The organism is Streptococcus infantis, from assembly GCF_047464415.1.
GTDB classification, from domain to species: Bacteria; Bacillota; Bacilli; order Lactobacillales; family Streptococcaceae; genus Streptococcus; species Streptococcus infantis_AE.
Genome location: NZ_JASHBX010000007.1, coordinates 60,326 through 86,871 on the forward strand (window position 1 = coordinate 60,326; position 26,546 = coordinate 86,871).

General features: G+C 41.1%; 14 protein-coding genes. All 14 read left to right on the plus strand.

The window, feature by feature from the left end:
• Position 1 precedes the first annotated feature (1 nt).
• The 14 genes from thrB (at position 2) to QM460_RS05570 (ending at position 26,526) form a co-directional block, all read left to right on the plus strand.
• Positions 2-871, plus strand: a complete 870-nt coding sequence (gene thrB / locus QM460_RS05505) for a homoserine kinase (RefSeq protein WP_049509590.1) — start codon at positions 2-4, stop codon at positions 869-871.
• A gap of 124 nt (positions 872-995) precedes the next feature.
• Positions 996-1,934: a peptide-methionine (R)-S-oxide reductase MsrB gene (msrB, locus tag QM460_RS05510; protein WP_414289473.1), complete on the plus strand. Its 939-nt coding sequence runs from the start codon at positions 996-998 to the stop codon at positions 1,932-1,934.
• A 49-nt stretch (positions 1,935-1,983) separates the two neighbouring features.
• On the plus strand, positions 1,984-3,708 hold the full coding sequence (locus QM460_RS05515; RefSeq protein WP_414289474.1) for an ABC transporter ATP-binding protein: 1,725 nt from the start codon (positions 1,984-1,986) through the stop codon (positions 3,706-3,708).
• Between the two features lies 1 nt (position 3,709).
• Positions 3,710-5,458: an ABC transporter ATP-binding protein gene (locus QM460_RS05520; RefSeq protein ID WP_414289475.1), complete on the plus strand. Its 1,749-nt coding sequence runs from the start codon at positions 3,710-3,712 to the stop codon at positions 5,456-5,458.
• A gap of 277 nt (positions 5,459-5,735) precedes the next feature.
• On the plus strand, positions 5,736-6,995 hold the full coding sequence (locus QM460_RS05525) for a TRZ/ATZ family protein (RefSeq protein ID WP_414289476.1): 1,260 nt from the start codon (positions 5,736-5,738) through the stop codon (positions 6,993-6,995).
• A gap of 376 nt (positions 6,996-7,371) precedes the next feature.
• On the plus strand, positions 7,372-8,109 hold the full coding sequence (mecA, locus tag QM460_RS05530; protein WP_414289477.1) for an adaptor protein MecA: 738 nt from the start codon (positions 7,372-7,374) through the stop codon (positions 8,107-8,109).
• Positions 8,110-8,614: 505 nt separating this feature from the next.
• Positions 8,615-9,178, plus strand: coding sequence for a TIGR01440 family protein (locus tag QM460_RS05535; protein ID WP_414289478.1), 564 nt, complete (start codon positions 8,615-8,617; stop codon positions 9,176-9,178).
• Position 9,179: 1 nt separating this feature from the next.
• On the plus strand, positions 9,180-15,398 hold the full coding sequence (locus tag QM460_RS05540; protein WP_414289479.1) for a ZmpA/ZmpB/ZmpC family metallo-endopeptidase: 6,219 nt from the start codon (positions 9,180-9,182) through the stop codon (positions 15,396-15,398).
• Positions 15,399-15,554: 156 nt separating this feature from the next.
• The gene (locus QM460_RS05545; protein WP_414289480.1) at positions 15,555-16,115 is read left to right on the plus strand and encodes a TlpA family protein disulfide reductase; all 561 of its coding nucleotides are present in this window, start codon (positions 15,555-15,557) and stop codon (positions 16,113-16,115) included.
• A 9-nt stretch (positions 16,116-16,124) separates the two neighbouring features.
• Positions 16,125-17,240, plus strand: a complete 1,116-nt coding sequence (msrB, locus tag QM460_RS05550; protein ID WP_414289481.1) for a peptide-methionine (R)-S-oxide reductase MsrB — start codon at positions 16,125-16,127, stop codon at positions 17,238-17,240.
• A 345-nt stretch (positions 17,241-17,585) separates the two neighbouring features.
• Positions 17,586-23,048, plus strand: a complete 5,463-nt coding sequence (locus QM460_RS05555) for an SIALI-17 repeat-containing surface protein (RefSeq protein ID WP_414289482.1) — start codon at positions 17,586-17,588, stop codon at positions 23,046-23,048.
• A gap of 132 nt (positions 23,049-23,180) precedes the next feature.
• Complete coding sequence (gene pabB / locus QM460_RS05560; protein WP_049508569.1) at positions 23,181-24,902, plus strand: aminodeoxychorismate synthase component I; 1,722 nt, start codon at positions 23,181-23,183, stop codon at positions 24,900-24,902.
• Positions 24,903-25,526 carry an alpha/beta fold hydrolase gene (locus tag QM460_RS05565; protein ID WP_049508571.1) on the plus strand — a complete coding sequence of 208 codons (624 nt, stop codon included), beginning with the start codon at positions 24,903-24,905 and terminating at the stop codon, positions 25,524-25,526.
• 40 nt (positions 25,527-25,566) lie between these two features.
• Entirely contained in the window at positions 25,567-26,526 is a 960-nt protein-coding gene (locus tag QM460_RS05570; RefSeq protein ID WP_316107619.1) for an ROK family glucokinase, read from the plus strand.
• Positions 26,527-26,546 lie beyond the last annotated feature (20 nt).

Sequence of the window (26,546 nt, forward strand, 5' to 3'; positions counted from 1 at the left end):
GATGAAGATTATTGTACCTGCTACAAGTGCCAATGTGGGTCCAGGTTTTGACTCGGTTGGTGTAGCTGTAACTAAGTATCTAGAGATTCAGGTTTGTGAAGAACGTGAAGAATGGATGATTGAGCACCAACTAGGTAAATGGATTCCACGTGACGAACGTAATCTTTTGCTGAAAATTGCTCTACAAATTGTTCCAGACCTACAACCACGACGTTTGAAAATGATTAGTGATATTCCTCTTGCACGTGGACTTGGTTCATCGAGCTCTGTCATCGTTGCAGGGATTGAACTGGCAAATCAATTAGGAAATCTTAAATTAAGCGATCATGACAAATTGCAATTGGCGACTAAGATTGAAGGGCATCCTGATAATGTTGCCCCAGCCATCTACGGAAATCTGGTCATTGCAAGCTCAGTCGAAGGTCAGGTTTCAGCTGTTGTGGCGCCTTTCCCAGAGTGTGCTTTCCTAGCTTATATTCCAAACTATGAATTGCGAACTCGCGATAGTCGTGGTGTCTTGCCTAAGAAATTATCATACAAGGAAGCTGTTGCAGCAAGTTCAATAGCCAATGTGGCTATCGCAGCTCTATTGACAGGAGATATGGTCAAAGCTGGTCAAGCTATCGAGAGTGACCTTTTCCACGAGCGTTATCGTCAAGATTTGGTTCGAGAATTTGCGACAATTAAAAAAGTTGCCAAGAGAAACGGTGCTTATGCGACCTACTTGTCTGGCGCTGGGCCTACTGTCATGGTTCTAGCTGATCCTGATAAGATGCCGAAGATTAAGGCAGAGCTTGAAAAACAACCGTTCAAAGGCAAGCTTCATGATTTGCAAGTAGACACACAAGGCGTGCGCGTCGAAGAAAAATAAATATTGCGATAGGATGGGGAAACTCTCTATTAGAGGGCTTCCTATCCTTTTTTTGAAAATGAAAGATGGGATATGAAATGTTTCCCACTTTTGCTGACCGATAGATGGTCAAGGAGGATTTGAAATGGCAGAAATATATCTAGCAGGCGGTTGTTTTTGGGGTTTGGAAGAATATTTTTCCAGAATTTCTGGAGTGTTGCAAACCAGTGTTGGTTATGCTAATGGTCAAGTAGAAACTACTAATTATCAATTAATCAAAGAAACAGATCATGCAGAGACTGTGCAAGTTATCTATGATGAAAAGGTGGTGTCCCTCCGTGAGATTCTACTCTATTATTTCCGAGTCATTGATCCACTGTCTGTCAATCAACAAGGAAATGACCGTGGTCGTCAGTACCGCACAGGGATTTATTACCTAGATGAAGAGGATTTGCCGACTATCTATGCTCTTGTCCAAGAGCAGGAGCGCATGCTCGGTCGCAAGATAGCGGTAGAAGTGGAGAAACTCCGTCACTATATCCTGGCTGAGGACTATCACCAAGACTACCTCAAGAAAAATCCTGGTGGCTATTGCCACATTGATGTGAGGGATGCTGAGAAACCACTGATAGATGCCGCCAACTATGAAAAACCTAGTCAGGCAGTTTTAAGAGAGAATTTGTCAGAAGAGTCTTATAGAGTTACTCAAGAAGCTGCGACGGAAGCTCCCTTTAGAAATGCCTACGACCAAACTTTTGAGGAAGGAATTTATGTTGATATCACGACTGGTGAGCCTCTTTTCTTTGCTAAGGATAAGTTTGCCTCAGGCTGTGGTTGGCCAAGCTTTAGCCGACCAATTTCCAAGGAACTCATTCATTACTACAAAGACTTGAGTCATGGAATGGAGCGAATCGAAGTTCGGTCACGTTCGGGTAATGCCCACTTGGGTCATGTCTTTACAGACGGGCCTCAGGAACTAGGTGGTTTACGCTATTGTATTAATTCTGCCTCTCTACGATTCATTGCTAAGGATGAAATGGAAGAGGCTGGTTATGGCTACCTACTTCCATATTTGAACAAATAAAAAGATGGTGGTTTTTCCACCTTCTTCATTTTGAAAATAGAAGGGACTTATGAAACACTTACTTTCTTACTTTAAACCCTACATTAAGGAGTCTTTCCTAGCACCTTTGTTTAAGCTGCTAGAAGCTGTTTTTGAACTCTTGGTCCCCATGGTGATAGCTGGAATTGTTGACCAATCTATCCCTCAAAAAGATCAGGGGCATCTGTGGATGCAAATGGGACTCCTCTTTGTTTTTGCAGTTATTGGCGTCCTAGTTGCCCTAGTTGCTCAGTTTTACTCAGCCAAGGCAGCAGTCGGCTTCACCAAGGAGTTGACCAATGACCTTTATCGTCATATTCTCTCCTTGCCAAAGGATAGTCGAGACCGTTTGACGACTTCGAGTTTGGTGACGCGTTTGACTTCGGATACCTATCAGATTCAAACTGGTATCAATCAATTTTTACGCCTATTTTTAAGGGCTCCTATTATTGTTTTTGGTGCCATTTTCATGGCTTATCGACTATCGCCTGAATTGACCTTCTGGTTCTTGGTCATGGTTGCCATTTTGACCCTTGTCATTGTCGTTTTGTCACAGTTGGTCAATCCCCTCTACAGTAGTTTGAGAAAGAAAACTGACCAGCTGGTTCAGGAGACGCGCCAACAACTACAAGGTATGCGCGTGATTCGAGCTTTTGGCCAAGAAAAACGAGAAATTGAACATTTCCAAGTACTAAACCAAGTCTATATGGCTATCCAAATGAAAACAGGATACTGGTCTAGTCTCTTGACCCCCTTGACCTATTTGATCGTCAACGGAACTTTGCTGGTGATTATCTGGAATGGTTATATTTCTATCCAGGGAGGCTGGCTCAGTCAGGGTGCCTTGATTGCCCTAATCAACTATCTCTTACAGATCTTGGTAGAGTTGATTAAACTAGCCATGCTGATTAATTCACTCAACCAGTCCTATATATCAGCTAAGCGTATTGAGGAAGTCTTCGCAGAAAAACCTGAAGATATTCATTCTGAGATTCATGTAGGAAAAGTATCTGGACATCGAGTTTTACAAGTTAGTCACTTGACCTTTACTTATCCAGATGCATCTCAACCTTCGCTAAGGGATATTTCTTTTGATATGCAGCAAGGAGAAATTCTTGGAATTATCGGAGGAACTGGTTCTGGTAAGTCAACCTTGGTACAGGTTTTACTTGGTTTGTACAAACCAGATAAAGGAACAGTGGCCCTCTATCAGGCTGGGAATAGTCCTCAAAATCTTGCTCAATGGCGTTCTTGGATGGCCTATGTTCCTCAAAAGGTTGAACTTTTTAAAGGGACTATTCGTTCTAATTTGACTCTGGGTATGGAAGAGCCTGTCTCGGACCAAGAACTCTGGCAGGCCTTGGAAATTGCCCAGGCTAAGGACTTTGTCAGCGAAAAGGAAGGTCAGCTGGACGCAGTGGTTGAAGCGGGTGGCCGTAATTTCTCAGGTGGGCAAAAACAACGTTTGTCTATTGCCCGAGCAGTCTTGCATCGAGCACCATTTCTCATCTTGGATGATGCGACTTCAGCTCTTGATACCATCACCGAGTCCAATCTTCTAAAGGCCATTCAGGAGAACTTGCCAAATACGAGCTTACTCTTGATTTCCCAACGGACCTCAACCTTGAAGATTGCAGAGCAGATTCTTCTTTTAGAGAAAGGTCAGCAATTAGCACTCGGAAATCATGAGGAATTGATGAAATCTAGTCAAGTCTATCGTGAAATCAATGCATCCCAACATGGAAAGGAGGACTAGAATGAAAGGCAAACATGCAAGTCAAACCCTTAAACAATTGGCAAAAGATTTAGCAAGTCATCCCGTCCTTCTTTTCCTAGCGTTCTTAGGAACCATTGCTCAAGTGGCCCTATCAATCTATCTTCCAATCTTGATTGGACAGGTAATCGACCAAGTCCTAGTGACGGGCTCATCTCAGGTATTTTGGCAGATTTTTCTCCAGATGATATTGGTGGTGATAGGAAATACACTGGTACAATGGGCCAATCCCCTCCTATACAACCGCCTCATTTTCTCCTATACTAGGGATTTGCGCGAAAGAATCATTCAAAAACTCCATCGTCTCCCCATTGCCCTGGTAGACAGACAGGGGAGTGGAGAAATGGTCAGCCGTGTGACGACAGATATCGAACAGTTAGCAGCAGGACTGAACATGATTTTTAACCAATTTTTCATCGGAGTTCTGATGATTTTGGTCAGCATCCTTGCTATGCTTCAAATTCATCTTTTGATGTCTTTATTAGTTCTGCTCTTAACACCTCTGTCTATGGTCATTTCACGCTTTATTGCCAAGAGATCCTACCATCTCTTTCAAAAACAGACGGAGACTAGAGGGATTCAAACCCAGTTGATTGAGGAGTCGCTTACCCAGCAGACTATCATCCAATCCTTCAATGCCCAGGAAGAATTTATCCAAAAACTCCATGAGGCAAACGATACTTATGCAGGATATTCTCAGTCGGCTATCTTTTATTCTTCGACAGTCAATCCTTCAACCCGTTTTGTAAATGCCCTTATTTATGCCCTTCTTGCTGGAGTTGGTGCTTTCCGTATCATGATGGGCTCTACTTTGACAGTTGGACGTTTAGTGACCTTTTTGAACTATGTGCAGCAGTACACTAAGCCTTTTAATGATATTTCATCGGTCTTAGCTGAGTTGCAAAGTGCCTTGGCTTGTGCAGAACGTGTTTATACTGTTTTAGAAAGCCCTGAGATTAGAGAAACAGGTCTTGAAGTCTTGAACAGCGACCAAGTCAAAGGAGCTATTTCCTTTAAGCATGTTTCTTTTGGCTATACTCCAGAAAAAATCTTGATTAAGGACTTGTCTATTGATATTCCAGCTGGTAGTAAGGTTGCTATCGTAGGACCAACGGGTGCTGGGAAGTCTACCATCATTAATCTTCTTATGCGTTTTTACCCGATTAACTCTGGAGCTATTTTATTGGATGGTCATTCCATTTATGACTATACTCGAGCTTCTCTTCGACAGCAGTTTGGAATGGTGCTTCAAGAAACTTGGCTCAAGCAAGGAAGCATTCATGACAATATTGCCTTTGGCAATCCTGATGCTAGCCGAGAGCAGGTCATTGCGGCAGCCAAGGCAGCTAACGCAGACTTCTTTATCCAACAGTTGCCACATGGTTATGATACCAAGCTTGAAAATGCAGGGGAATCCTTGTCTGTTGGTCAGGCTCAGCTCTTAACTATTTCCCGTGTCTTTCTAGCTATTCCTAAGATTCTTATCTTAGATGAAGCGACTTCATCCATCGATACCCGGACAGAGGTTTTGGTTCAGGATGCCTTTGCCAAACTCATGAAGGGGCGAACAAGCTTCATCATCGCCCATCGTTTGTCTACCATTCAAGATGCTGATTTGATTCTTGTCTTGGTGGATGGAGATATTGTCGAGTATGGCAATCATCATGAACTCATGGCTAGAAAAGGCAAATACTATCAAATGCAAGAAGCAGCTGCTTTTAGTCCAGAATAGACTTTTAATCGTTTATAAAGCAATAAGCAAATACGGAATAAAAGTTGCCTTCGGGTGACTTTTTTGTTACAATAGCTAGAAAAATTATCTAGTATGAAAGCTAATACTCAATGAAAATCAAAGAGCAAACTAGGAAGCTAGCCGCAGGTTGCTCAAAGCACTGTTTTGAGGTTGTAGATGGAACTGACGTAGTCAGTATCCTACACATACGGCAAGGCGACGTTGACGCGGTTTGAAGAGATTTTAGAAGAGTATAATTTAGAAAAGGAGCCTATTGATGAAAGTCTTTCAGCATGTAAATATCGTGACTTGTGACCAAGATTTCCATGTCTACCTGGATGGTATCTTAGCTCTTGAAAATTCTCAAATCGTCTATGTCGGTCAGGAAAATCAAGAAATTCTCAAGCAAGCAGATCAAATCATAGACTATCAGGGTGCTTGGATTATGCCTGGTTTGGTTAACTGCCATACCCACTCTGCCATGACAGGCTTGAGGGGGATTCGTGATGATAGCAATCTCCACGAATGGCTAGAAGACTATATCTGGCCAGCAGAAGCAGAATTTACACCAGAGATGACTACAAAAGCCGTCAAAGAGGCGCTAACAGAGATGCTCCAGTCAGGAACGACAACATTCAATGATATGTACAATCCGAATGGAGTAGAGATAGAGAAGATTTATGAAGCAGTCAAGGCATCCAAGATGCGTTGCTATTTTTCTCCAACTCTCTTTTCTTCAGACATGGAGACCACAGATGAGACTATAGCAAAAACTCGTGCTGTCATCGGGACAATCAAAGGCTATCAGGATCCCAATTTCAAGGTTATGGTGGCTCCTCATTCGCCCTACAGTTGTAGTCGAGAATTGTTAGAGGCTAGTTTGAACCTAGCAAAAGAAGAAGATATTCCACTTCATATCCACGTGGCAGAAACCCAGGAAGAGTCAGGCATTATCCTGAAACGCTATGGCAAAAGACCAATAGCCTTTCTAGATGAACTCGGGTATTTAGATCATCAGGCTGTATTTGCCCACGGTGTGGAGTTAAATGAAGCAGAAATTACCCGCTTGGCAGATTCGCAAGTCGCTATCGCCCACAATCCTATCAGCAACCTCAAACTAGCTTCGGGAATTGCACCAATCATTCAATTACAAAAAGCAGGTGTTCCAGTTGGTATCGCGACGGACTCAGTTGCTTCTAACAATAATCTCGATATGTTTGAGGAAGGACGCACGGCGGCCCTTTTACAGAAAATGAAGAGCGGTGATGCCAGTCAATTTCCTATTGAAACTGCTCTCAAGGCACTAACGATTGAAGGAGCTAAGGTGTTGGGAATGGAAGATGAGATTGGTAGTCTAGAAGTTGGCAAGCAAGCAGATTTTCTAGTTATTCAACCCCAAGGAAAAATCCATCTCCAACCTCAAGAAAACATGCTGTCTCACCTCGTTTATGCTGTCAAATCCAGTGACGTTGATGATGTATACATTGCAGGTGAGCAAGTCGTGAGAGCTGGGAAGGTACTAACAGTAGATTTGTAAGTGATACTCTTTCTAATTTTTTTAAGCTAGGTCAGTATCGACTTGACTTCGTTTGCTCTAACAAGCTTATTGAGTGGGTATTTATTGTATAGTCCGTAAAGAAAAAAAGAAGGCTCTGTAAGGTCTTCTTTTTGTTACATAATATTTAATTTGAACATTTTTGAGAAGGCTAAGCTAATGACCTCTATCCTCTTTTAGTCCCTGCACGAACTAGGTCAAGTGCATCATGTAGTGTTTTATCTTTGATAATAAAGAGGGGGATAGCGTAATAAGTATTCTATACTAGATAGTAATCGATAACCCAACGCCATTTTTTTTGATAAAATTTTTGAAATCTTGTATAATAGATAGAACTGAAAGTATGAGGTTACGAACTATGAAAATGAAACAAATCAGTGATACGACTTTAAAAATCACCATATCTTTAGAAGATTTGATGGATCGTGGAATGGAAATCGCAGACTTTCTCGTTCCACAAGAGAAAACAGAAGAGTTTTTCTATGCAATCTTGGATGAGCTAGAAATGCCAGACAGCTTTTTGGATACAGGTATGCTTAGCTTCCGAGTAACACCTAAGCCAGACAAGGTTGATGTTTTTGTGACAAAATCTAAGATCGACCAGAATTTAGATTTTGACGATTTGGCAGATCTTCCTGATATGGATGAGTTGGCTAAAATGTCTCCAGATGAGTTTTTAAAAACCTTGGAGAAAACCATGGCAGAAAAAACTAAAGATGATATTGAAGCCATTCAATCTTTAGAGCAGGTTGAAAAGGAAGAAGAAGCAGCGCTTGATGAAACCCTCGAAGTAGAAGAAGGAAAAAGAGAGCCTTATATCTACTACATCTTACGTTTTGACGATTTGTCTAGTTTGGTTTCTTTTGCCAAAACGGTTGACTACCAAATGGAAACTTCAGAACTCTACAAGATGAATTACCAGTACTATCTGACAGTTTTAGTTGATGTAGAAGATCAACCTAGCCTTTATCCAGCTTGGTTGTTGGCACGTATGCGCGAATTTGCGGATGATAGTGATATCAGTCGTTCTGTCCTACAAGAATATGGGCAACTACTTATCAATCATGATGCTGTTCAAGGACTCCAAAAAGTTTAATCTATAAAAAACAGAGAAGCTACCCTTCTCTGTTTTTGTAAAATCTAGTTTTTAAAATTTTGGATTCAGTTTGTATCCAAAAAACTGTCATATTATAATTTGAGGATAAAATTAAAGTTTTAGCATCATTTTATGAAAATTTTCTGAATCATCATCTAAAGCTACAAGGAAGAAAAAGTGCCTAAAAAATAAGCAAAGTAGTAGCTTTAATAGAAGAAATGGGGTAGAATAGTAGAAGTTGCTTTTCGGTAGTTTATAATCGAATTGACTGACAAATCTTTTAGGTGTAAATGTTGTTACATCAACGATTTTACTAAACTATTATATTTTTTTTGTTTTCAAAGTATAATTTATCTTATATTTGAAACTAGATGAATTTGAATCAGTTTTTAAAAAGAGCCCTCATATAGTTTTTGAATCCTAGCAAATGGTATTCCTATGTCTTCCAATCTTGCTAAAATTGATGAAAAACGATATGATAGAATGAAAAAAAGCGAGGTGAAAAATGGACCAAAGACGGATTCAAACAGAAACACAGCAGATACTTGAAGATGTTTTAGACAAGGCTTCTATACAGGAAGGTGCACTATTTGTCTTAGGTTTGTCTTCGAGTGAAGTGCTGGGAGGACACATTGGCAAAGATTCGAGTCAGGAGATTGGTGAGCTAATCGTCAAGACAATGTTGGAGCTGTTGACGGCTAAGGGGATTCATCTAGCTGTTCAAGGTTGTGAACATGTCAATCGCGCTCTAGTTGTTGAACGAGAAGTGGCTATAAAATATCAGTTGGAGATTGTAAGTGTACTCCCGACCTTGCATGCAGGAGGTTCTGGTCAATTGGCCGCCTTTCGCTATATGAAGGATCCCGTGGAGGTCGAATTTATTAGAGCTGATGCTGGTTTGGACATTGGAGATACTGCTATCGGTATGCATATCAAACATGTTCAGGTACCCATTCGACCAGTCTTGAGAGAGATTGGTCAGGCTCATGTAATGGCACTTGCAAGCCGACCAAAACTCATTGGAGGAGCGCGTGCTCAATATCCAATAGATCACATTAGAAAGATTTAAAATGAAAAACAGAAAAATGCAGTTTGATAAAGTCATCAAATACTCTATTCGGAAGTTCTCAGTTGGTGTAGGTTCTGCTGTTATCGGGACATTTCTTTTGGGAGCAAACAACTTTTTAGTTGAAACTGTTGCAGCTAACGAAGTAGCAACACCTAGCCAAGTTCATTACCGTTATTTGGCTGAACAGGAATTGACAGAAGCAGAAAAAGCTTTGATCCATCGCGAACTCCCTTCAGATTTAAAACAAGATGATGTTGTCTATCTTGTATACAGAAAAAAGGAAGTGAATTCTCAACAATTGCCTAACACTGGAAGCAAGGAGTTGGCATTGGCAACTCTCGGTTTTGCAACAGCGTCTTTGGTTGTTGTGGTGATGTCTAAAAAACACCGCAATAAAATGTTGGGTCTTCTCTTTATTGGAGCTCTAGGTGGTAGTTACTTTATCCCTCAGTCAGCTCAAGCATTTGAGAATAAAATCTTGGTGTCCTACAACCAAACGATTGCAGCAAGTAGTCAAGAGGACTTGGCAAAAGGTGTTATTCAAATCGAAGGATACGAATACGTCGGTTACTTTAAAGCATCAGACTTCCAAGACCAACCAGAGCAAATGACGACTGCTAAGGGAACTCAAGAAGCAGGCCACGAAGGCGAATCTTTGGTTCAACCAGAGTTGCCAGCCTACACCGGCGAGCTTACAGCCAAAGGCACCCAAGAAGAAGGCCACGAAGGCGAATCCCTAGTTCAACCAGAAGCTCCAGCTTATACAGGCGAGATTAGTGCTAAAGGCACCCAAGAAGAAGGCCACGAAGGCGAATCTTTGGTTCAACCAGAGTTGCCAGCCTACACCGGCGAGCTTACAGCCAAAGGCACGCAAGAAGCAGGCCACGAAGGCGAATCTTTGGTTCAGCCAGAGTTGCCAGCCTACACCGGCGAGATTACAGCCAAAGGTACTCAAGAAGAAGGTCACGAAGGTGAGTCCTTAGTTCAGCCAGAATTGCCAGCCTACACCGGCGAGATTAGTGCTAAAGGAACTCAAGAAGAGGGTCATGAAGGCGAATCTTTGGTTCAACCAGAATCCCCAGCTTATACCGGCGAGATTAGTGCCAAAGGCACCCAAGAAGCAGGCCACGAAGGCGAATCCCTGGTTCAACCAGAGTTGCCAACCTACACCGGTGAGATTACAGCCAAAGGCACCCAAGAAGCAGGCCATGAAGGCGAATCCTTAGTTCAACCAGAATTGCCAACCTACACCGGCGAGCACACAGCTAAAGGCACGCAAGAAGAGGGTCACCAAGGTGAATCTCTTGTCCAGCCAGAATTGCCAGCCTACACCGGCGAGCTTAGCGCAAAAGGTACTCAAGAAGTAGGTCATGAAGGTGAATCTTTGGTTCAACCAGAGTTGCCAGCCTACACCGGCGAGATTAGTACCAAAGGCACCCAAGAAGAAGGTCATGAAGGCGAATCCTTAGTTCAACCAGAAGCTCCAGCTTATACAGGTGAGATTACAGCCAAAGGCACGCAAGAAGCAGGTCATGAAGGCGAATCTTTGGTTCAACCAGAATCCCCAGCTTATACAGGCGAGATTAGTGCCAAAGGAACCCAAGAAGCAGGTCACGAAGGTGAATCCCTAGTTCAGCCAGAATTGCCAGAGTATACAGTAGCTGAAGCAACTATTACAGAAACTGAAACAGTAGCAGTTCCATATACAAAGGAGTATGTGGCTGATGATACTCGTTACACTGATGAAGAAACAGTGATTCAAAATGGTCAAGCAGGAAGTCAGCTGATTCATCGTGTCTATAAGACAGTCAATGGCCAAAAAGTTGGGGAGCCAATCAGCACAAGTACTGAAACTGTTAAGGCTCCAGTAAACGAAAAAATTAGTCGTGGTACCAAGGCTATTGAAGGTCAAGTTGAAGAAGTTTCGTTTGAAGAAATTCCTTTCGAGACAAGAACAGAAGTAGACAGCACTCTTCCGAAGGGAACAGAAGTTGTTGCTCAAGCTGGTCAGAACGGTAAGAAAAAGATTACCAAAGTCTATAAGACTCTTAAAGGCGTGAAAACTGCAGATGCTCCAACGATTTCAGAGGAAGTTGTTGAAGCAGTTCAAGATCGTATCATCAAGAAAGGTGATCAAATCCTGACTGCGCCAACGTTGACACTTACTCAAATTGATAAAGAAGAGTTAGAGCGTAGTGCCAAGGCTCGTTACCAATTGGTCAAACCAACAGGTGTAACCATTAAATCTCTTGAAGTTGTCTTGAAAGATGGAGACACTAGTCTTCAAACAGTCAATATGTCTGAGGGAGATTTGACCGCTAATCTTACAAACTTGAAGTATTACAAGGACTACAAGATTGCGACCAAGATGGTTTACGATCGTGGAAATGGGAACGAGGAAGTAGTTCTTGCGGAAGAACCACTAAGGCTGGATTTAAAGAAAATCGAGATTAAAGATATTCTAAGAACGGATTTGATCAAATATGAAAATCAAATCGAAATGGATGAAACTCGACTGACTTCAGTGCCAACCGACTTGTCAAACTATTATCTGAAAGTTACCTCTAATGACCATAAGACCAATCTACTAGCGGTTCAAAAAATCGAAGAGTCAACAATTGATGGAAAACAAGTCTACAAGGTAACAGCAGCAGCGGAGAACTTGGTTCAACGTAATGTCGATAATCGCTTTAATGAAACTTATACCTACTATATTGAAAAACCAAAAGCTAGTCAGGATGGTGTTTTCTACGACTTTGGAGAATTGATCCAAGCCATTCAGGCAAATCCTGCTGGTGAATTTAAACTGGGTCAAAGTATGAGTGCTCGTAACGTTGTTCCTCAAGGTAAATCTTACATTACTTCGGAGTTTACTGGTAAACTATTGAGTGATGGTGACAAACGTTTTGCTATCCATAATTTGGAACATCCCCTCTTCAATGTCATTAATGGTGGGACTATTAAGAACATTAACTTTGAAAATGTAGATATTAATCGTTCTGGTCAAAATCAAATTGCGACGGTTGGATTTAACCTTAAAAATAAAGGTCTGATTGAAGATGTTAAGGTGACTGGTTCGGTTACTGGTAACAATGATGTTGCAGGTATTGTCAATAAGATTGATGAAGATGGTAAGGTTGAAAATGTCGCCTTTATTGGTAAAATCAACTCTGTAGGAAATAACTCGACAGTTGGTGGTATTGCTGGTTCAAACTATATGGGCTTTGTCAATAGAGCCTATGTAGATGCGACTATTACGGCGCAAAATGCAAATGCAAGTATGCTAGTGCCATTTGTCACTTACATGCTAAATAGTTGGAAATCAGGTACAAAAGCAAGATTAACAAATTCTGTTGCCAAGGGTATCCTTGATGTTAAAAATACTAGAAACGTTGGTGGTATTGCCTCTAAAACATGGCCATACGGAGCTGTACAAGATAACGTAACATATGCTAAAGTAATCAAAGGTCATGAAATATTTGGTTCTAACGATGTTAACGATGAAGATGGTGGCCCACATATTAAAGACCTTTTTGGCGTAGTTGGCTATAGCTCAGCTGAGGATGGTACTGGTAAAGATACCAAGAGCCCTAAAAAACTCAAACATTTGACTAAGGAAGAAGCTGATAAGCGTGTTGCTGGTTACAATATTACAGCCGATAAATTCATAAGTGAACCTTATGAATTGAACAAGTTGAACAATGTAAGCACTCGTGAAGCAGCTTATGAGTCTATTCAAGACTACAATCCAGACTATAAACTTGCTTATAAGAATATTGAAAAAATACAACCATTCTATAACAAAGATTTTATCGTTAATCAAGCTAATAAACTAGATAAGAACCACAAGTTAAATACTAAAGAAGTTATTTCTGTTACTCCAATGAATGATAATAACTTTGTAACAGATCTAAGTGTTGCAAACAAAATTATTGTTCACTATGCTGATGGAACAAAAGATTACTTCAACCTATCTTCTAGTGGTGAGGGTCTAAGTAATGTTAGAGAATACACCGTAACAGACTTAGGTATTAAATATACACCTAATATCGTTCAAAAAGATCATAGTGCTTTAATTAACGGTATCGTAAATATCTTAAACCCTATCGAGCTTCAATCTGATCCAATTTACCAAAAACTTGGCAGAACAGGACAAAATAGAGTAAATGCGATTAAAAATCTATTCTTAGAAGAGAGTTTCGACTATGTAAAAGCTAATTTAAACACATTAGTAACTAAATTGGTTGAAAATGAAGATCATCAACTTAATAATTCTCCTGCAGCGCAACAAATGATTCTTGATAAAGTTGAGAAAAATAAAGCTGCCCTATTGCTAGGTTTAACATACTTAAATCGTTACTACGGCGTTAAATTCGGTGATGTTAACATTAAAGAATTAATGTTATTCAAACCTGATTTCTATGGTAAAAACGTTGATGTTCTTGATAGATTAATTGAAATTGGCTCTAAAGAAAATAATATTAGTGGTTCAAGAACATATGATGCTTTCGGTGAAGTTCTAGCGAAATACACTAAATCTGGAGATTTAAATGGTTTCTTAGACTACAACAGAGGATTATTCACTAATATCGATAATATGAATGATTGGTTCATTGATGCGACTAAGGATAAGGTCTATGTAGTAGAAAAAGCTTCTCAAAATCCAGGAGTTGGCGAACATAAATATCGTGCTTATGACAATTTGACTCGTGGTCTTCATAGAAAAATGATTCTACCTTTGTTGAATCTAGATAAGACAGAAATGTTCCTCATTTCTACTTACGATACGATGTCTTATGGTACAGCTAATAAGTACAATACTACTTTGGAAAAACTTAAACCGGAGATTGATTTAGCCGCACAACGTCAGATTAATTATCTTGATTTCTGGCATCGATTGGCCTTGGATAATGTGAAGAATAGATTGTTCAAAGATATCGTCTATCCAGTTTGGGAAGGATTCTATGTTTGGGGTCACGGTTGGCCAGGCTGGCCTGAACGCTATGGCCAATTCAAAAATAGTACGGAAGTATATGCCCCAATCCGTGAAATCTATGGACCTGTAGGAGAATACTACGGTGATAATGGAGCTGTTGCTGGAGCTTATGCAAGTATTTACGATAATCCAAATGATAATCGTGCTAAAGTAACTTTCGTTATGTCTAATATGATTAGCGAATACGGAGCTTCTGCGTTCACACACGAGACTACACACTTAAATGACCGTCTTGTTTACTTCGGTAATTTTGGTCGTCGTGAAGGTACAGATGTTGAAGCCTTTGCCCAAGGTATGCTTCAATCACCTGCAACACAAGGCCACCAAGGTGAATATGGAGCTCTAGGATTAAACATGGCATTTGAAAGACCTAACGATGGGAACCAATGGTATAATACGAATCCAAATGATCTTAAATCACGTGAAGCTATCGATAACTACATGAAAGGTTATAACGATACTCTGATGATGTTAGACAATCTTGAGGCTGATGCAGTTCTTGGACAAAATAGTCAAGAATTGAATAATGCTTGGTTCAAGAAGGTTGATAAGCAAATGAGAGGAAACTCTAAGAACCAATACGATAATGTTCGTGCTCTAAATGATACTGAAAAAGCAATTCAACTTCATTCCGTGAACGACCTAGTAGATAACAACTTTATGACTAACCGTGGACCAGGAAATGGTATCTATAAACCAGATGACTTTAGTTCTGCATATGTCAACGTCCCTATGATGACAGGTATCTATGGTGGTAACACAAGTGAAGGTGCTCCTGGAGGAATGTCATTTAAACATAATACATTCAGATTATGGGGTTACTACGGATATGAAAAAGGCTTCCTAGGCTATGCTACTAATAAGTATAAACAAGAGGCTAAGGCTGCAGGTAAGAACACCCTAGGTGATGACTTTATTATCAACAAGATTTCTGAAGGAAAATTCAACAATCTTGAAGATTGGAAGAAAGCTTACTATAAAGAAGTGAAAGACAAGGCTACAAATGGTTTGACAACCTTTGAAGTAAATGGAACTAGCATTTCATCTTACAGTGATCTTCTTCGCTTATTCAAGGAAGCTGCTGCTAAGGATGCTGCAACCTTAAAAACAGAGAAGAATGGTAATAAGTCTGTGTCTACAAATAATGTAACCAAACTCAAAGAAGCTGTTTATAAGAAACTTCTTCAACAAACAGATAGCTTTAAAACTTCTATCTTTCAATAATCCAAAGCTCTCATCTGCTTAGCAGGTGGGAGTTTTTATAATCAAGAAGCTTAATGATTTTCCAAACAGATTCTAAGTATTTTTAGCAAGGTAGGTATATAATAGAACTACAAAGTGAATATCTATATTCATATAACAAAAAAGAAGGTGATGAAGATGAAAACATGGCAAGCAACTGTATTGGTCTGCACTAGTTTGTTTTGTCTATCAGCTTGTAAAAATCAGACAACAAGCGAGGCTGATAAACAAAATGGAGACAAACAAGCGCAAGTTAGCTCTCAGGTAGCAAAAAACGGAGAAGCAGTTACAGACTTTGAACTCACGGGAGTTGATGGGAAAACCTATCATCTATCTGATTATAAGGGTAAAAAGGTCTATCTCAAATTTTGGGCATCTTGGTGCTCTATTTGTCTAGCCAGCCTCCCTGATACCGATGAGCTGGCTAAAGAAGAAAGCGATGACTATGTTGTTTTGACAGTCGTTTCTCCTGGTCAAAAAGGCGAGCAAGCAGAAGAAGGCTTCAAGAAGTGGTATCAGGGCTTGGACTATAAAGATTTACCAGTATTGTTAGACCCTTCGGGACAACTTTTGGCGAGTTACGGAGTTCGTTCTTATCCGACTCAGGCCTTTATTGATAAGGAAGGTAGACTCGTTAAGACCCAGCCAGGTTTTATGGACAAAGAAACTATTTTACAGACGCTAAAAAGCATAGATTAGAGGCTCATCATGAATGATAAATTAAAAATAATTGTATTCATTGGAATCATCATTTGCATTATTATCGGAATTTTATTTCTTTTGGGAAAAAGGAGCGCAAGCTACACAGATACCACTCAAATCGAGAAGGCAGCAGTTAGTCAAGGACAAAAGGCCAAGAAAAAAACTGAGCTAGGTAAAGATGCGGACTTGCATGAAATCTATCTAGCTGGAGGTTGTTTCTGGGGAGTCGAAGAATATTTTTCACGAGTAGCAGGTGTGACAGATGCTGTTTCTGGCTATGCAAATGGTAGAGGAGAAACAACCCAGTATGAATTGATCGGCCAAACTGGGCATGCTGAGACTGTTCATGTGACCTATGATGCCAATCAAATCTCTCTAAAAGAGATCTTGCTCCATTATTTCCGCATTATCAATCCAACTAGTAAAAATAAGCAGGGAAATGATGTGGGAACTCAGTACAGAACAGGAGTTTACTATACAGATGAGAAAGATTTAGAAGTCATCAATCAAGTCTTTGACCAAGTTGCTCAGAAATACGACCAACCTCTAGCGGTTGAAAAGGAAGCCTTAAGCAATTTTATCGTGGCTGAAGATTACCACCAAGACTATCTCCAGAAAAACCCTAATGGATATTGCCATATCAATGTCAATCAAGCATCCTATCCTGTTATTGATGCAAGTAAATATCCAAAACCGAGTGACGATGAATTGAAAAAACTTCTGTCTCCTGAGGAGTATGCTGTGACTCAAAATGGTCAAACAGAACGTGCCTTTTCAAATCGTTACTGGGATAAATTTGAAGCAGGTATTTATGTGGATGTTGCGACTGGCGAACCTCTCTTTTCTTCGAAAGATAAATTTGAATCGGGCTGTGGTTGGCCTAGCTTTACCCAGCCTATCAGCCCAGATGTTGCAACCTACAAGGAAGACAAGTCATACAATATGGTCAGAACGGAAGTCAGAAGTCGAACAGGGAATTCTCACCTAGGACATGTCTTTACAGATGGACCTCAGGACAAGGGAGGTCTACGCTATTGTATCAATAGTCTATCCATCCATTTTATCCCAAAGGATCAAATGGAAGAAAAGGGCTATGGCTATTTGTTGGATTATGTTGAGTGATCTTGAGATTATTAAAAAGTGTTTACTAGAAATACATTTTAATTCATAAGAAGTGTAGAATTTGGATTTTAGAAGCGGTTGGGCAATTTAATAGAACATGTTGGTAGTATTCTTGCAAATATTTCGATATTGAAAATAAGTAAGGCGAAAGTTATCCGTTTTTCAATGCTTGAAGCTATCTACTAATAACTAGGTCGCTAGCCAGATGATTTATTGGAATATCTACCAAATTAAAAATGTTCGATTTATCTCGAAAATATTTTGTAAAAAAATCAACAAAATATTATAATAAAATTATGAAAACGGAATAAAGGAGATGTCTTTAAGGACAATAACAAAGCTGACATGGAAGATAGAAAAAAGCTACAAAAATTTGCCATTCGTAAACTGAGCATGGGAGTGGGCTCGGTATTGATTGGACTTGCCTTCATTGGAGGAACACTTGAACCGAAACTGGTTCAGGCTGATGAAACCAAGCAAGTTTCCTTTCATTACTTAGCAGAATCGGAGTTGACAGCTGCTGAACGTGAACTCATTCATCATGAATTGCCACAAGATTTGAGCCAAGATAACTATTATCTAGTTTATCGCAAGCAGGGACAAGCCGTCTTACCCCAAACTGGATCTATCAGCTTCCCCTTGGCTGGTGTTGGTCTTTTGACTGCTAGTTTAGTGGTTTTCCTATTTTCAAAGAAAAAACCTTCTAAGATAGTTGGAGTGTTATTGATTGCTTCTGTAGGTAAGAGTTTATTACTACCTTATCAAGTATTTGCTTTTGAACACAAGGACTTGCTAGCTTATGATCAGACTAAAACCCTTGTGTCTGCAGATGGTTTCTCTCAAGGGATTATTGACATTAAAGGCTATGACTATGTCGGCTATTTATTAGAGTCGGATTTAAGAGGAACAGGGCAAGATCTAACATCTATTGCAAGCCCAGAAATTCCTGCAAAGCCAGTAAATCAAGCAGCCGTTCATGAAATTTCCGAATTCACAGGTGGCGTATCCGGCGAATCCTTAGTAGAGCCAACAAAACCAACATTTGAAGGTGGCGTCAATGGCCCAGGTACAGTAGCCGAATCCTTACCAGAGTATACCCCAGAGTTTAGCAGTCAAAGTGGCATCCCAGAAGTCCACGCCAAACCAGATTTCACAGGCGGTGTATCCGGCGACTCCTTGGTTGAACCATCTAAACCAACATTTGAAGGAGGAGTCAATGGCCCAGGTACAGTAGCCGAATCCTTACCAGAGTATACCCCAGAGTTTAGCAGTCAAAGTGGCATCCCAGAAGTCCATGACAAAGCAGACTTTACAGGTGGTGTATCCGGCGAATCTTTAGTCGAGCCGTCTAAACCAGCATTTGAGGGTGGTGTTAATGGCCAAGATACAGTATCCGAAGCCTTACCAGAGTATGAAGGTGGTGCAGTTCCAGTTGATACTCTGAAACAGGAACATACTGAGTTCACAGGCAGTGTATCCGGCGAATCCTTAGTTGAGCCAACAAAACCAACATTTGAAGGTGGTGTTAATGGCCAAGGAGCAGTAGCTGAATCCTTGCCTGAGTATAAAGCAGAATTGAGTAGTCAAAGTGGCGTGCCAGAAGTCCACGCCAAACCAGACTTCACAGGCGGTGTATCCGGCGAATCCTTAGTTGAGCCAACAAAATCAACATTTGAAGGAAGCGTCAATGGTCAAGGAGCAGTAGCTGAAAGCTTACCAGATTATGAAGGTGGTGCAGTTCCAGTTGATACTCTGAAACAGGAGATTCCAGAGTTTACAGGTGGTGTATCAGGCGACTCCTTGGTTGAACCATCTAAACCAACATTTGAAGGAAGCGTCAATGGTCAAGGAGCAGTAGCTGAAAGCTTACCAGATTATGAAGGTGGTGCAGTTCCAGTTGATACTCTGAAACAGGAGATTCCAGAGTTTACAGGTGGCGTATCCGGCGAATCCTTAGTTGAGCCAACAAAACCAACATTTGAGGGTGGTGTTAATGGCCAAGGAGCAGTAGCTGAAACCTTACCAGAGTATGAAGGTGGTGCAGTTCCAGTTGAAACTTTGAAACAGGAAATTCCAGAGTTTACAGGTGGTGTATCCGGCGACTCCTTGGTTGAGCCAACAAAACCAACATTTGAAGGTGGAGTCAATGGCCCAGGTACAGTATCCGAAGCCTTACCAGAGTATGAAGGTGGTGCAGTTCCAGTTGATACTCTGAAACAGGAACACCCAGAGTTTACAGGTGGTGTATCCGGCGATTCCTTAGTTGAGCCAACAAAACCAACATTTGAAGGTGGAGTCAATGGCCAAGGGGCAGTAGTCAAAGCCTTGCCAGCTTATGAAGGCGGCGCAGTTCCCGTTGATACTCTGAAACAGGAAATCCCTAGCTATAGTGGTGGTGTGAATGCTACTGAAGCGCTGATTCAGGATACAAACCCGACTTTACATATTGAAGTCCGAAAAGAGTTGATTCCTAAACAAACCAGGGAAAAGATTGATCCAGACATGCTTGTCGGTGAAACAAGAATCGAGCAAGTCGGTCAAGATGGTGAGAAAGAGATTGTTACCAGCTATGAGGAAAAAGATGGGAAACGTATTTCAGAGCCGAAAGAAACAACACGGATTTTAAGAGAAGCGAAAGATCAGGTTATCATCCGCGGCAGTAAGGAAAAGGAAGAAATTAAACCTGAACCTGTCCTAACTCTTTCAAATATTACTGGAAATTCGATGGGTCGTTCAGCTCGCTTAAGTTATAATCTGAACAAGGCAGATGGCGTTACCGTCTCAAAAATTAGTGCCACTATCAAAGCCAAGGGGGTAGAGGATCAGACCATTGACTTAACGAGTGATCAGCTGGAAGCAACAGTTGACAATCTAAAACTTTATACGGATTACACCATATCTACAAGGCTGGTCTTTAATCGTGGTAAGGGTGAGGAGAGCGCTCTACTTGAGGACAAGAAGCTTCGTTTAGAACTTAAAAAGCTGGAAATAAAAGATATCAAGGAAACAAGTCTTATCAAGGTTAACAATGGCAGAGAGACTGAGATTCAACAATTTGCGGAAGCACCAAGGAATTTGGAAAACTACTATCTCAAGGTCAGCTCTAAAGATCATAAGACCAGCCGTTTAGCCATCAAGTCCATCCAAACTGAGAGAATAAACGGAAAAGAGTATTACAAGGTGACTGCTGAGGCAACTGACTTGATTCAACGTAATGCTCAGAAAACCTTTGAAGAAGGCTTTAGCTATTACCTGGCTAAGTCAAGTGCTGATACTCCTACGATTGCTGGTGTAAAAGAATACGCTTATCAGGATATCCAAGATTATGATAGTCGCCATGATCAAGCCTATCGCAACCTTGAAAAATTACAGCCTTTCTACAATAAAGAATGGATCGTTAATCAAGGAAACAAACTGGATCTTGATCACAATCTAGCCAAGAAAGAGGTAGTCTCTGTTATTGCCATGAAGGGACAAGACTTTGTGACGGACCTGTCAGTGGCAGATCATATCATGGTTCATTATGCAGACAAGACCAAGGATGTATTTGCAATCACCTCACAAAATTCTGGCTTGACTGCCATCAAGGAATTCAAGATTGCTGACTTGGATGTGCTGTATACTCCAGATATGCTGGTTAAGGACCGTTCAGCCCTAGCCAAGGACCTGACCTCAATCTTGAAAACAGTGGACTTACAGTCTGAAGGAGTTTATCAAGTTCTAGATGATCAAACCACCAGCCTTGATAAGAAGGTTGAGGCCGTGAAAAATTGGTATCTAGAAGAAAGCTTTGCAGAGGTCAAAGCGCAGCTGGGAACTCTGGTTGATAAGTTACTTACAAATCTAGACTACCAGTGGAATGATTCACCTGCTAGTACCGCTGCTCTGAAGCAAAAAGTTCAGGATCATCAGTCTGCTATCATGCTGGGACTTGCTTATCTTAATCGCTATTACGGTATCCGATTTGCCGATTACAATCTGAAAGAACTCATGCTCTTTAAACCAGATTTTTATGGCCAAAATGTGGATGTTTTGGATCGGTTGATTGAACTTGGTTCAAGAGAAAGCAACCTAAAAGGCGACCAGACTCATGAAACTTTTGCCAGAGTCTTAGCCAAGGATACAAAATCTGAAGATTTACATGCCTTCTTAGACTACAACAGACAGTTATTGACGACTGACAAGGATATGAATGACTGGTTTGTGAATGCCACTAAGGGCCATGTGTACATAGCAGAGCGAGCTTCGAAGAATCAAGAAATTGCAAATCGGAAGCATCGGGCTTATGACAATCTGAATAACTGGTTGCATCGCAATATGATTCTGCCTTTGTTGAATGTGAAGAAGGCACAGATGTTCCTGATTTCCAACTACAATACCATTACCTTCGGGTCAGCTGATAAATCTGGCAAAACCATAGACCAGATGAAAGCTGACATTGATCTAGTAGCGGACCGTCAGTTGACTTACTTGGACTTTTGGTATCGTCTTGCCGCTGATGATGTCAAAGACCGTATGGTTAAGAGTGACTTTAATGTAGCTACACCAGTTTGGGAAGGCTATCGCGTTGATGGACGTGGCTGGATAGAGCGTTATGGACATACTAGTGGTATGGCAGACTATGCGCCAATTCGTGAAGTATTTGGGCCAGCAGGTCGCTATTATAAGGACAATAAACTAGGAGCCTATGCCTCTATCTATCCTAAGATCAATGCCAGAGATGCTGTTCACTTTGTGGAAATTGATATGATGAGTGAGTATGGCTTGTCTGTCTACACCCATGAGACAACGCACGTCAACGATCGTATTGTCTATCTGGGTGGCTACAAACATCGTGAAGGAACCTATGTAGAAGCCTATGCTCAGGGCATGCTCCAGTCACCGGCTGAGGAAGGCCATCAGGGTGAATATGGCGCTCTCGGGCTCAACATGGCATACATGCGACCAAATGATGGGGATCAATGGTACAATCCTGATCCGACCAAGTTGCAAACACGCCAGCAGATTGACCACTACATGAAAGGTTATAACGAAGCCTTGATGCTTCTAGATTATCTGGAAGGAGAACGCGTTCTCGCTAAGAATGATCTGGCTTTGAAGAAGGCTTGGTTCAGCAAGATGACCAAGCAAATGCGCTATCAGGACCAAGATAATAAACTCCTTGCTCCAAACCAGTGGGACTATGTTCGTCCATTGACGGATGAGGAAGCCAAGACTCAGCTAAATTCTGTAGATGACCTAATCAAACATAACATCATCACCAATAGGCATTATCAGGGAACTTACAGACCAGAAGAACTCAAGACAGCTTATGTCAATGTCAAGATGGTAGATGCTATCTACGGTGGAAATACAAGTCAGGGAGCTCCTGGAGCCATCTCCTTCAAACATAATGCCTTCCGTATGTGGGGTTATTATGGTTACGAAAATGGTTTCCTAGGCTATGCTTCTAATAAATACAAGGATGAGGCCTTAAGCGAGGGACGTGACACCCTTGGGGATGATTTCATTATCCAGAAGGTTTCGAAAGGCAAGTTCCAGAACTTGGAAGAATGGAAGAAGGCCTGGTTTGATGACATTATTGCCAAGGCAAAACGAGGAATCCATAGTTTTGAAATTGATGGTCAGCAAATTGATTCTTATGAGAAATTGCAAGACTTGTTTGACCAAGCAGTAGAAACGGATTACCGAAACTTCAAGTATGGGGGCTCAGTTGCCAATTATACAGTAGCTCTGAAGAAAAAAGTCTTCCAAAAACTATTGCAGGTGACAGATGCCTTTTCATCCGAACTCTTTCCTAAAGGATAGATAAAAAGTCGGTGTGATAAAAGAGAATGCTATGTTCAGATTTTCTTAGGAAGTGCCTCTACTTTATCATTCTTAAAGAATAAAATTGCCAGATCTCCTGTTGGGGTCTGGCTTTTATGGTATACTTAGGATATGCATAGAAAAACAGTGATTGATTTTAGAGCTTTGGGTGAGCGATACACCTTTACCCAGCCTATCAAAGAGTTAAAAACCAGAGATTTAGCAGAAGTAACAGACTTGTTAGCTCAAGTGGAAAGCTACCAAGAACAGGGCTACTATGTGGTGGGTTATGTCAGCTATGAGGCTGCGCCAGCTTTTGAGGAGAAGTTAGCAGTTCACGAAACTCCTTTATTGGGAGAGTATCTGCTCTATTTCACCGTCCATGACAGTGTTGAAAGATCCAGCATCCCTCTGACTTATGAGGAGGTGGATTTGCCAACAAACTGGCAGGAAGTAACATCTGCAGAGGACTATGAAAAGGCGATTGCTCGGATTCACCATCATTTAAGACAAGGGGATACTTATCAGGTCAATTACACGGTTCAACTCAAGCAGGAGTTGTCTGCTAATCCTTTTGCAATCTACAATCGCATGGTGGTGGAGCAGGAGGCAGGCTACAATGCCTACGTAGAGCATGACGACATGGCAGTGATTTCCATGAGTCCAGAACTCTTTTTTGAGCAAAATGATCGTGAATTGACAACTCGTCCTATGAAGGGAACGACTAAACGTGGTCTGACTGATGCAGAAGACTTGAAAGAGGCAGTTTGGTTAGAACAGGATCCCAAAAATCGCTCAGAGAATATGATGATTGTGGACCTCTTGCGCAATGACATGAATCGTCTGTCTGAGGTGGGAAGTGAGCATGTGGAACGTTTATGTCAGGTGGAACAGTATTCAACGGTTTGGCAGATGACTTCGACCATCAAGAGTCAGTTACGACCAGATATTGACCTAGTAGAAATCTTCCGTTCTCTCTTTCCATGTGGTTCAATTACAGGAGCACCCAAGATAGCGACCATGGAAATTATCAAGGACTTGGAGCCCCAATCTAGAGGAGTTTATTGTGGGACGATTGGTATCTTGCTTCCCAATGGACGACGGATTTTCAATGTGGCTATTCGAACCATTCAACTGCATAGAGGGCAAGCCATCTATGGAGTCGGTGGAGGCATCACATGGGATAGCACTTGGGAGTCAGAATACCGCGAAGTCCATCAAAAGGCTACTGTTCTTTACCGAAAACAGCCTCGTTTTCAACTAATTACTACAGGGAAAATTAGCCAGAGGAAATTACTTTTTGAAAATAAACATATGGAAAGACTGCGAAAAGCAAGTCGTTACTTTGCCTTTCCATTTGATGAAGCTGGTTTGATAGAAGAAATAGAGAAGGAATGTCAGGCTTGTGACCTCCACCAAGACTATCGTTTGCGACTCAGTCTTAGCAAATCCGGAGAGATTGAAATTGAACAACAAGTATTGACACCGCTTAGCTCTAGCTTCTGTCAGGCCAAACTTTGTCTACAGGAAGCTGATTTACAGCAGGCCTTTACCTACTTTAAGACGACATACCGACCACATTTGACAGTGGGAAATCAGGAAATCATCTATCACACTGCTGATGGAAAATTGCTTGAAACCTCTATTGGCAATCTGGTTTTGAAAATGAATGGGAAACTCTATACACCGCCAAGTCAACTAGGTCTTTTACCAGGGATTTATCGTCAACACTTGCTTGAAAATGGGCAAGTAGAGGAGAAAATTCTGACTTTAGCAGATTTGAAGCGAGCAGAAGCTATCTATGGTTGTAATGCAGTCAGAGGCTTGTATGAGTTGTCAGTAAAGGAGCACTAAATGAAACTTATATTTTTACACGGTTTGGGTCAGTCCGCAGATAGTTGGAAAGAAGTTCAGGTTTTGCTAACAGATTATCCTTCTGAAGCCATAGAGTTATTTCCTACTGGAGTTGGGACTTATCAAGAAGCCAAAGAGCGCATTTATCAGCACTTATCAAAGGAAACAGAGCCTTTTGTCTTAGTTGGCTTATCTTTAGGGGCTGCACTTGCATTGGAGCTTTCAAGTTCTGAGATACCAAATCTTCAGGCCTTGGTTTTGTCAGGATGTCCACTGAAATTAGCAGGTAACATTCCTTTTTACATTCAGTTGCTGATATTCAAATTGCTTCCTAAGAGGATATATGAGAAGCAGGGGGCAGATAAGGCTCTTATGGTTGGAGTTTCCGAGGAATTAAAAACACTTGATTTAAGAGAGATTGCACGGGATTGTCCCTATCCAAGCTTGTTGATCTGTGGTAGTCAGGATAAGCCTAATCTCAGCTCAATGAAAAGTATTCATGAACTGATGCCAGATTCCCAGTTTGAAATTATCCCTGATGGCCCTCATGTTTTGAATAAGGCAAAACCAAAAGAGTTTGCAGAATTAACCAGAAGTTTTCTTGAATTGCTGAAACAAGTTTGATAAAATAATAAAGAAGTGATAAATCATAAAGGAGATAAAAATGAGTCAAAAGATTATTGGGATTGACCTTGGTGGAACTTCTATCAAGTTCGCTATTTTAACGCAAGAAGGAGAAATCCAAGAAAAATGGTCTATCAAGACTAACATTTTGGATGAAGGAAGCCATATCGTAGACGATATGATTGAAACTATTCAACACCGTTTGGGATTGCTTGGATTGTCTGCTGAAGATTTCCGTGGAATTGGTATGGGGTCACCTGGTGTAGTTGACCGTGAAAAAGGAACTGTTATCGGTGCCTACAACCTCAACTGGAAAACTCTTCAACCAATCAAAGAAAAAATGGAAAAAGCCTTGGGTATTCCATTCTTTATCGACAATGACGCTAACGTAGCTGCTCTTGGTGAGCGTTGGATGGGTGCTGGTGAAAACCAACCAGATGTTGTCTTTATGACACTTGGTACAGGTGTTGGTGGCGGTATCGTGGCAGAAGGAAAATTACTTCACGGTGTTGCAGGTGCTGCAGGTGAACTTGGACACATCACAGTTGACTTTGATCAACCAATCGCATGTACTTGTGGTAAAAAAGGCTGTCTTGAGACAGTAGCTTCAGCAACAGGTATTGTTAACTTGACTCGTCGTTATGCAGATGAATACGAAGGCGATGCAGAGTTGAAACGCTTGATTGATGACGGAGAAGAAGTAACAGCTAAAACTGTCTTTGACCTTGCGAAAGAAGGGGACGACCTTGCCTTGATCGTTTACCGTAACTTCTCACGTTACTTGGGTATTGCATGTGCCAACATCGGTTCAATCCTAAACCCATCAACGATTGTTATCGGTGGTGGTGTATCAGCTGCTGGAGATTTCCTTCTTCAAGGCGTGCAAAAGGTTTATGATGAAAATACTTTCCCACAAGTTCGTACAACCACTAAATTGGCTCTTGCCACTCTAGGAAACGACGCTGGAGTTATCGGAGCAGCATCACTTGTATTGCAATAAAGCACATGAATCAAGAGCTT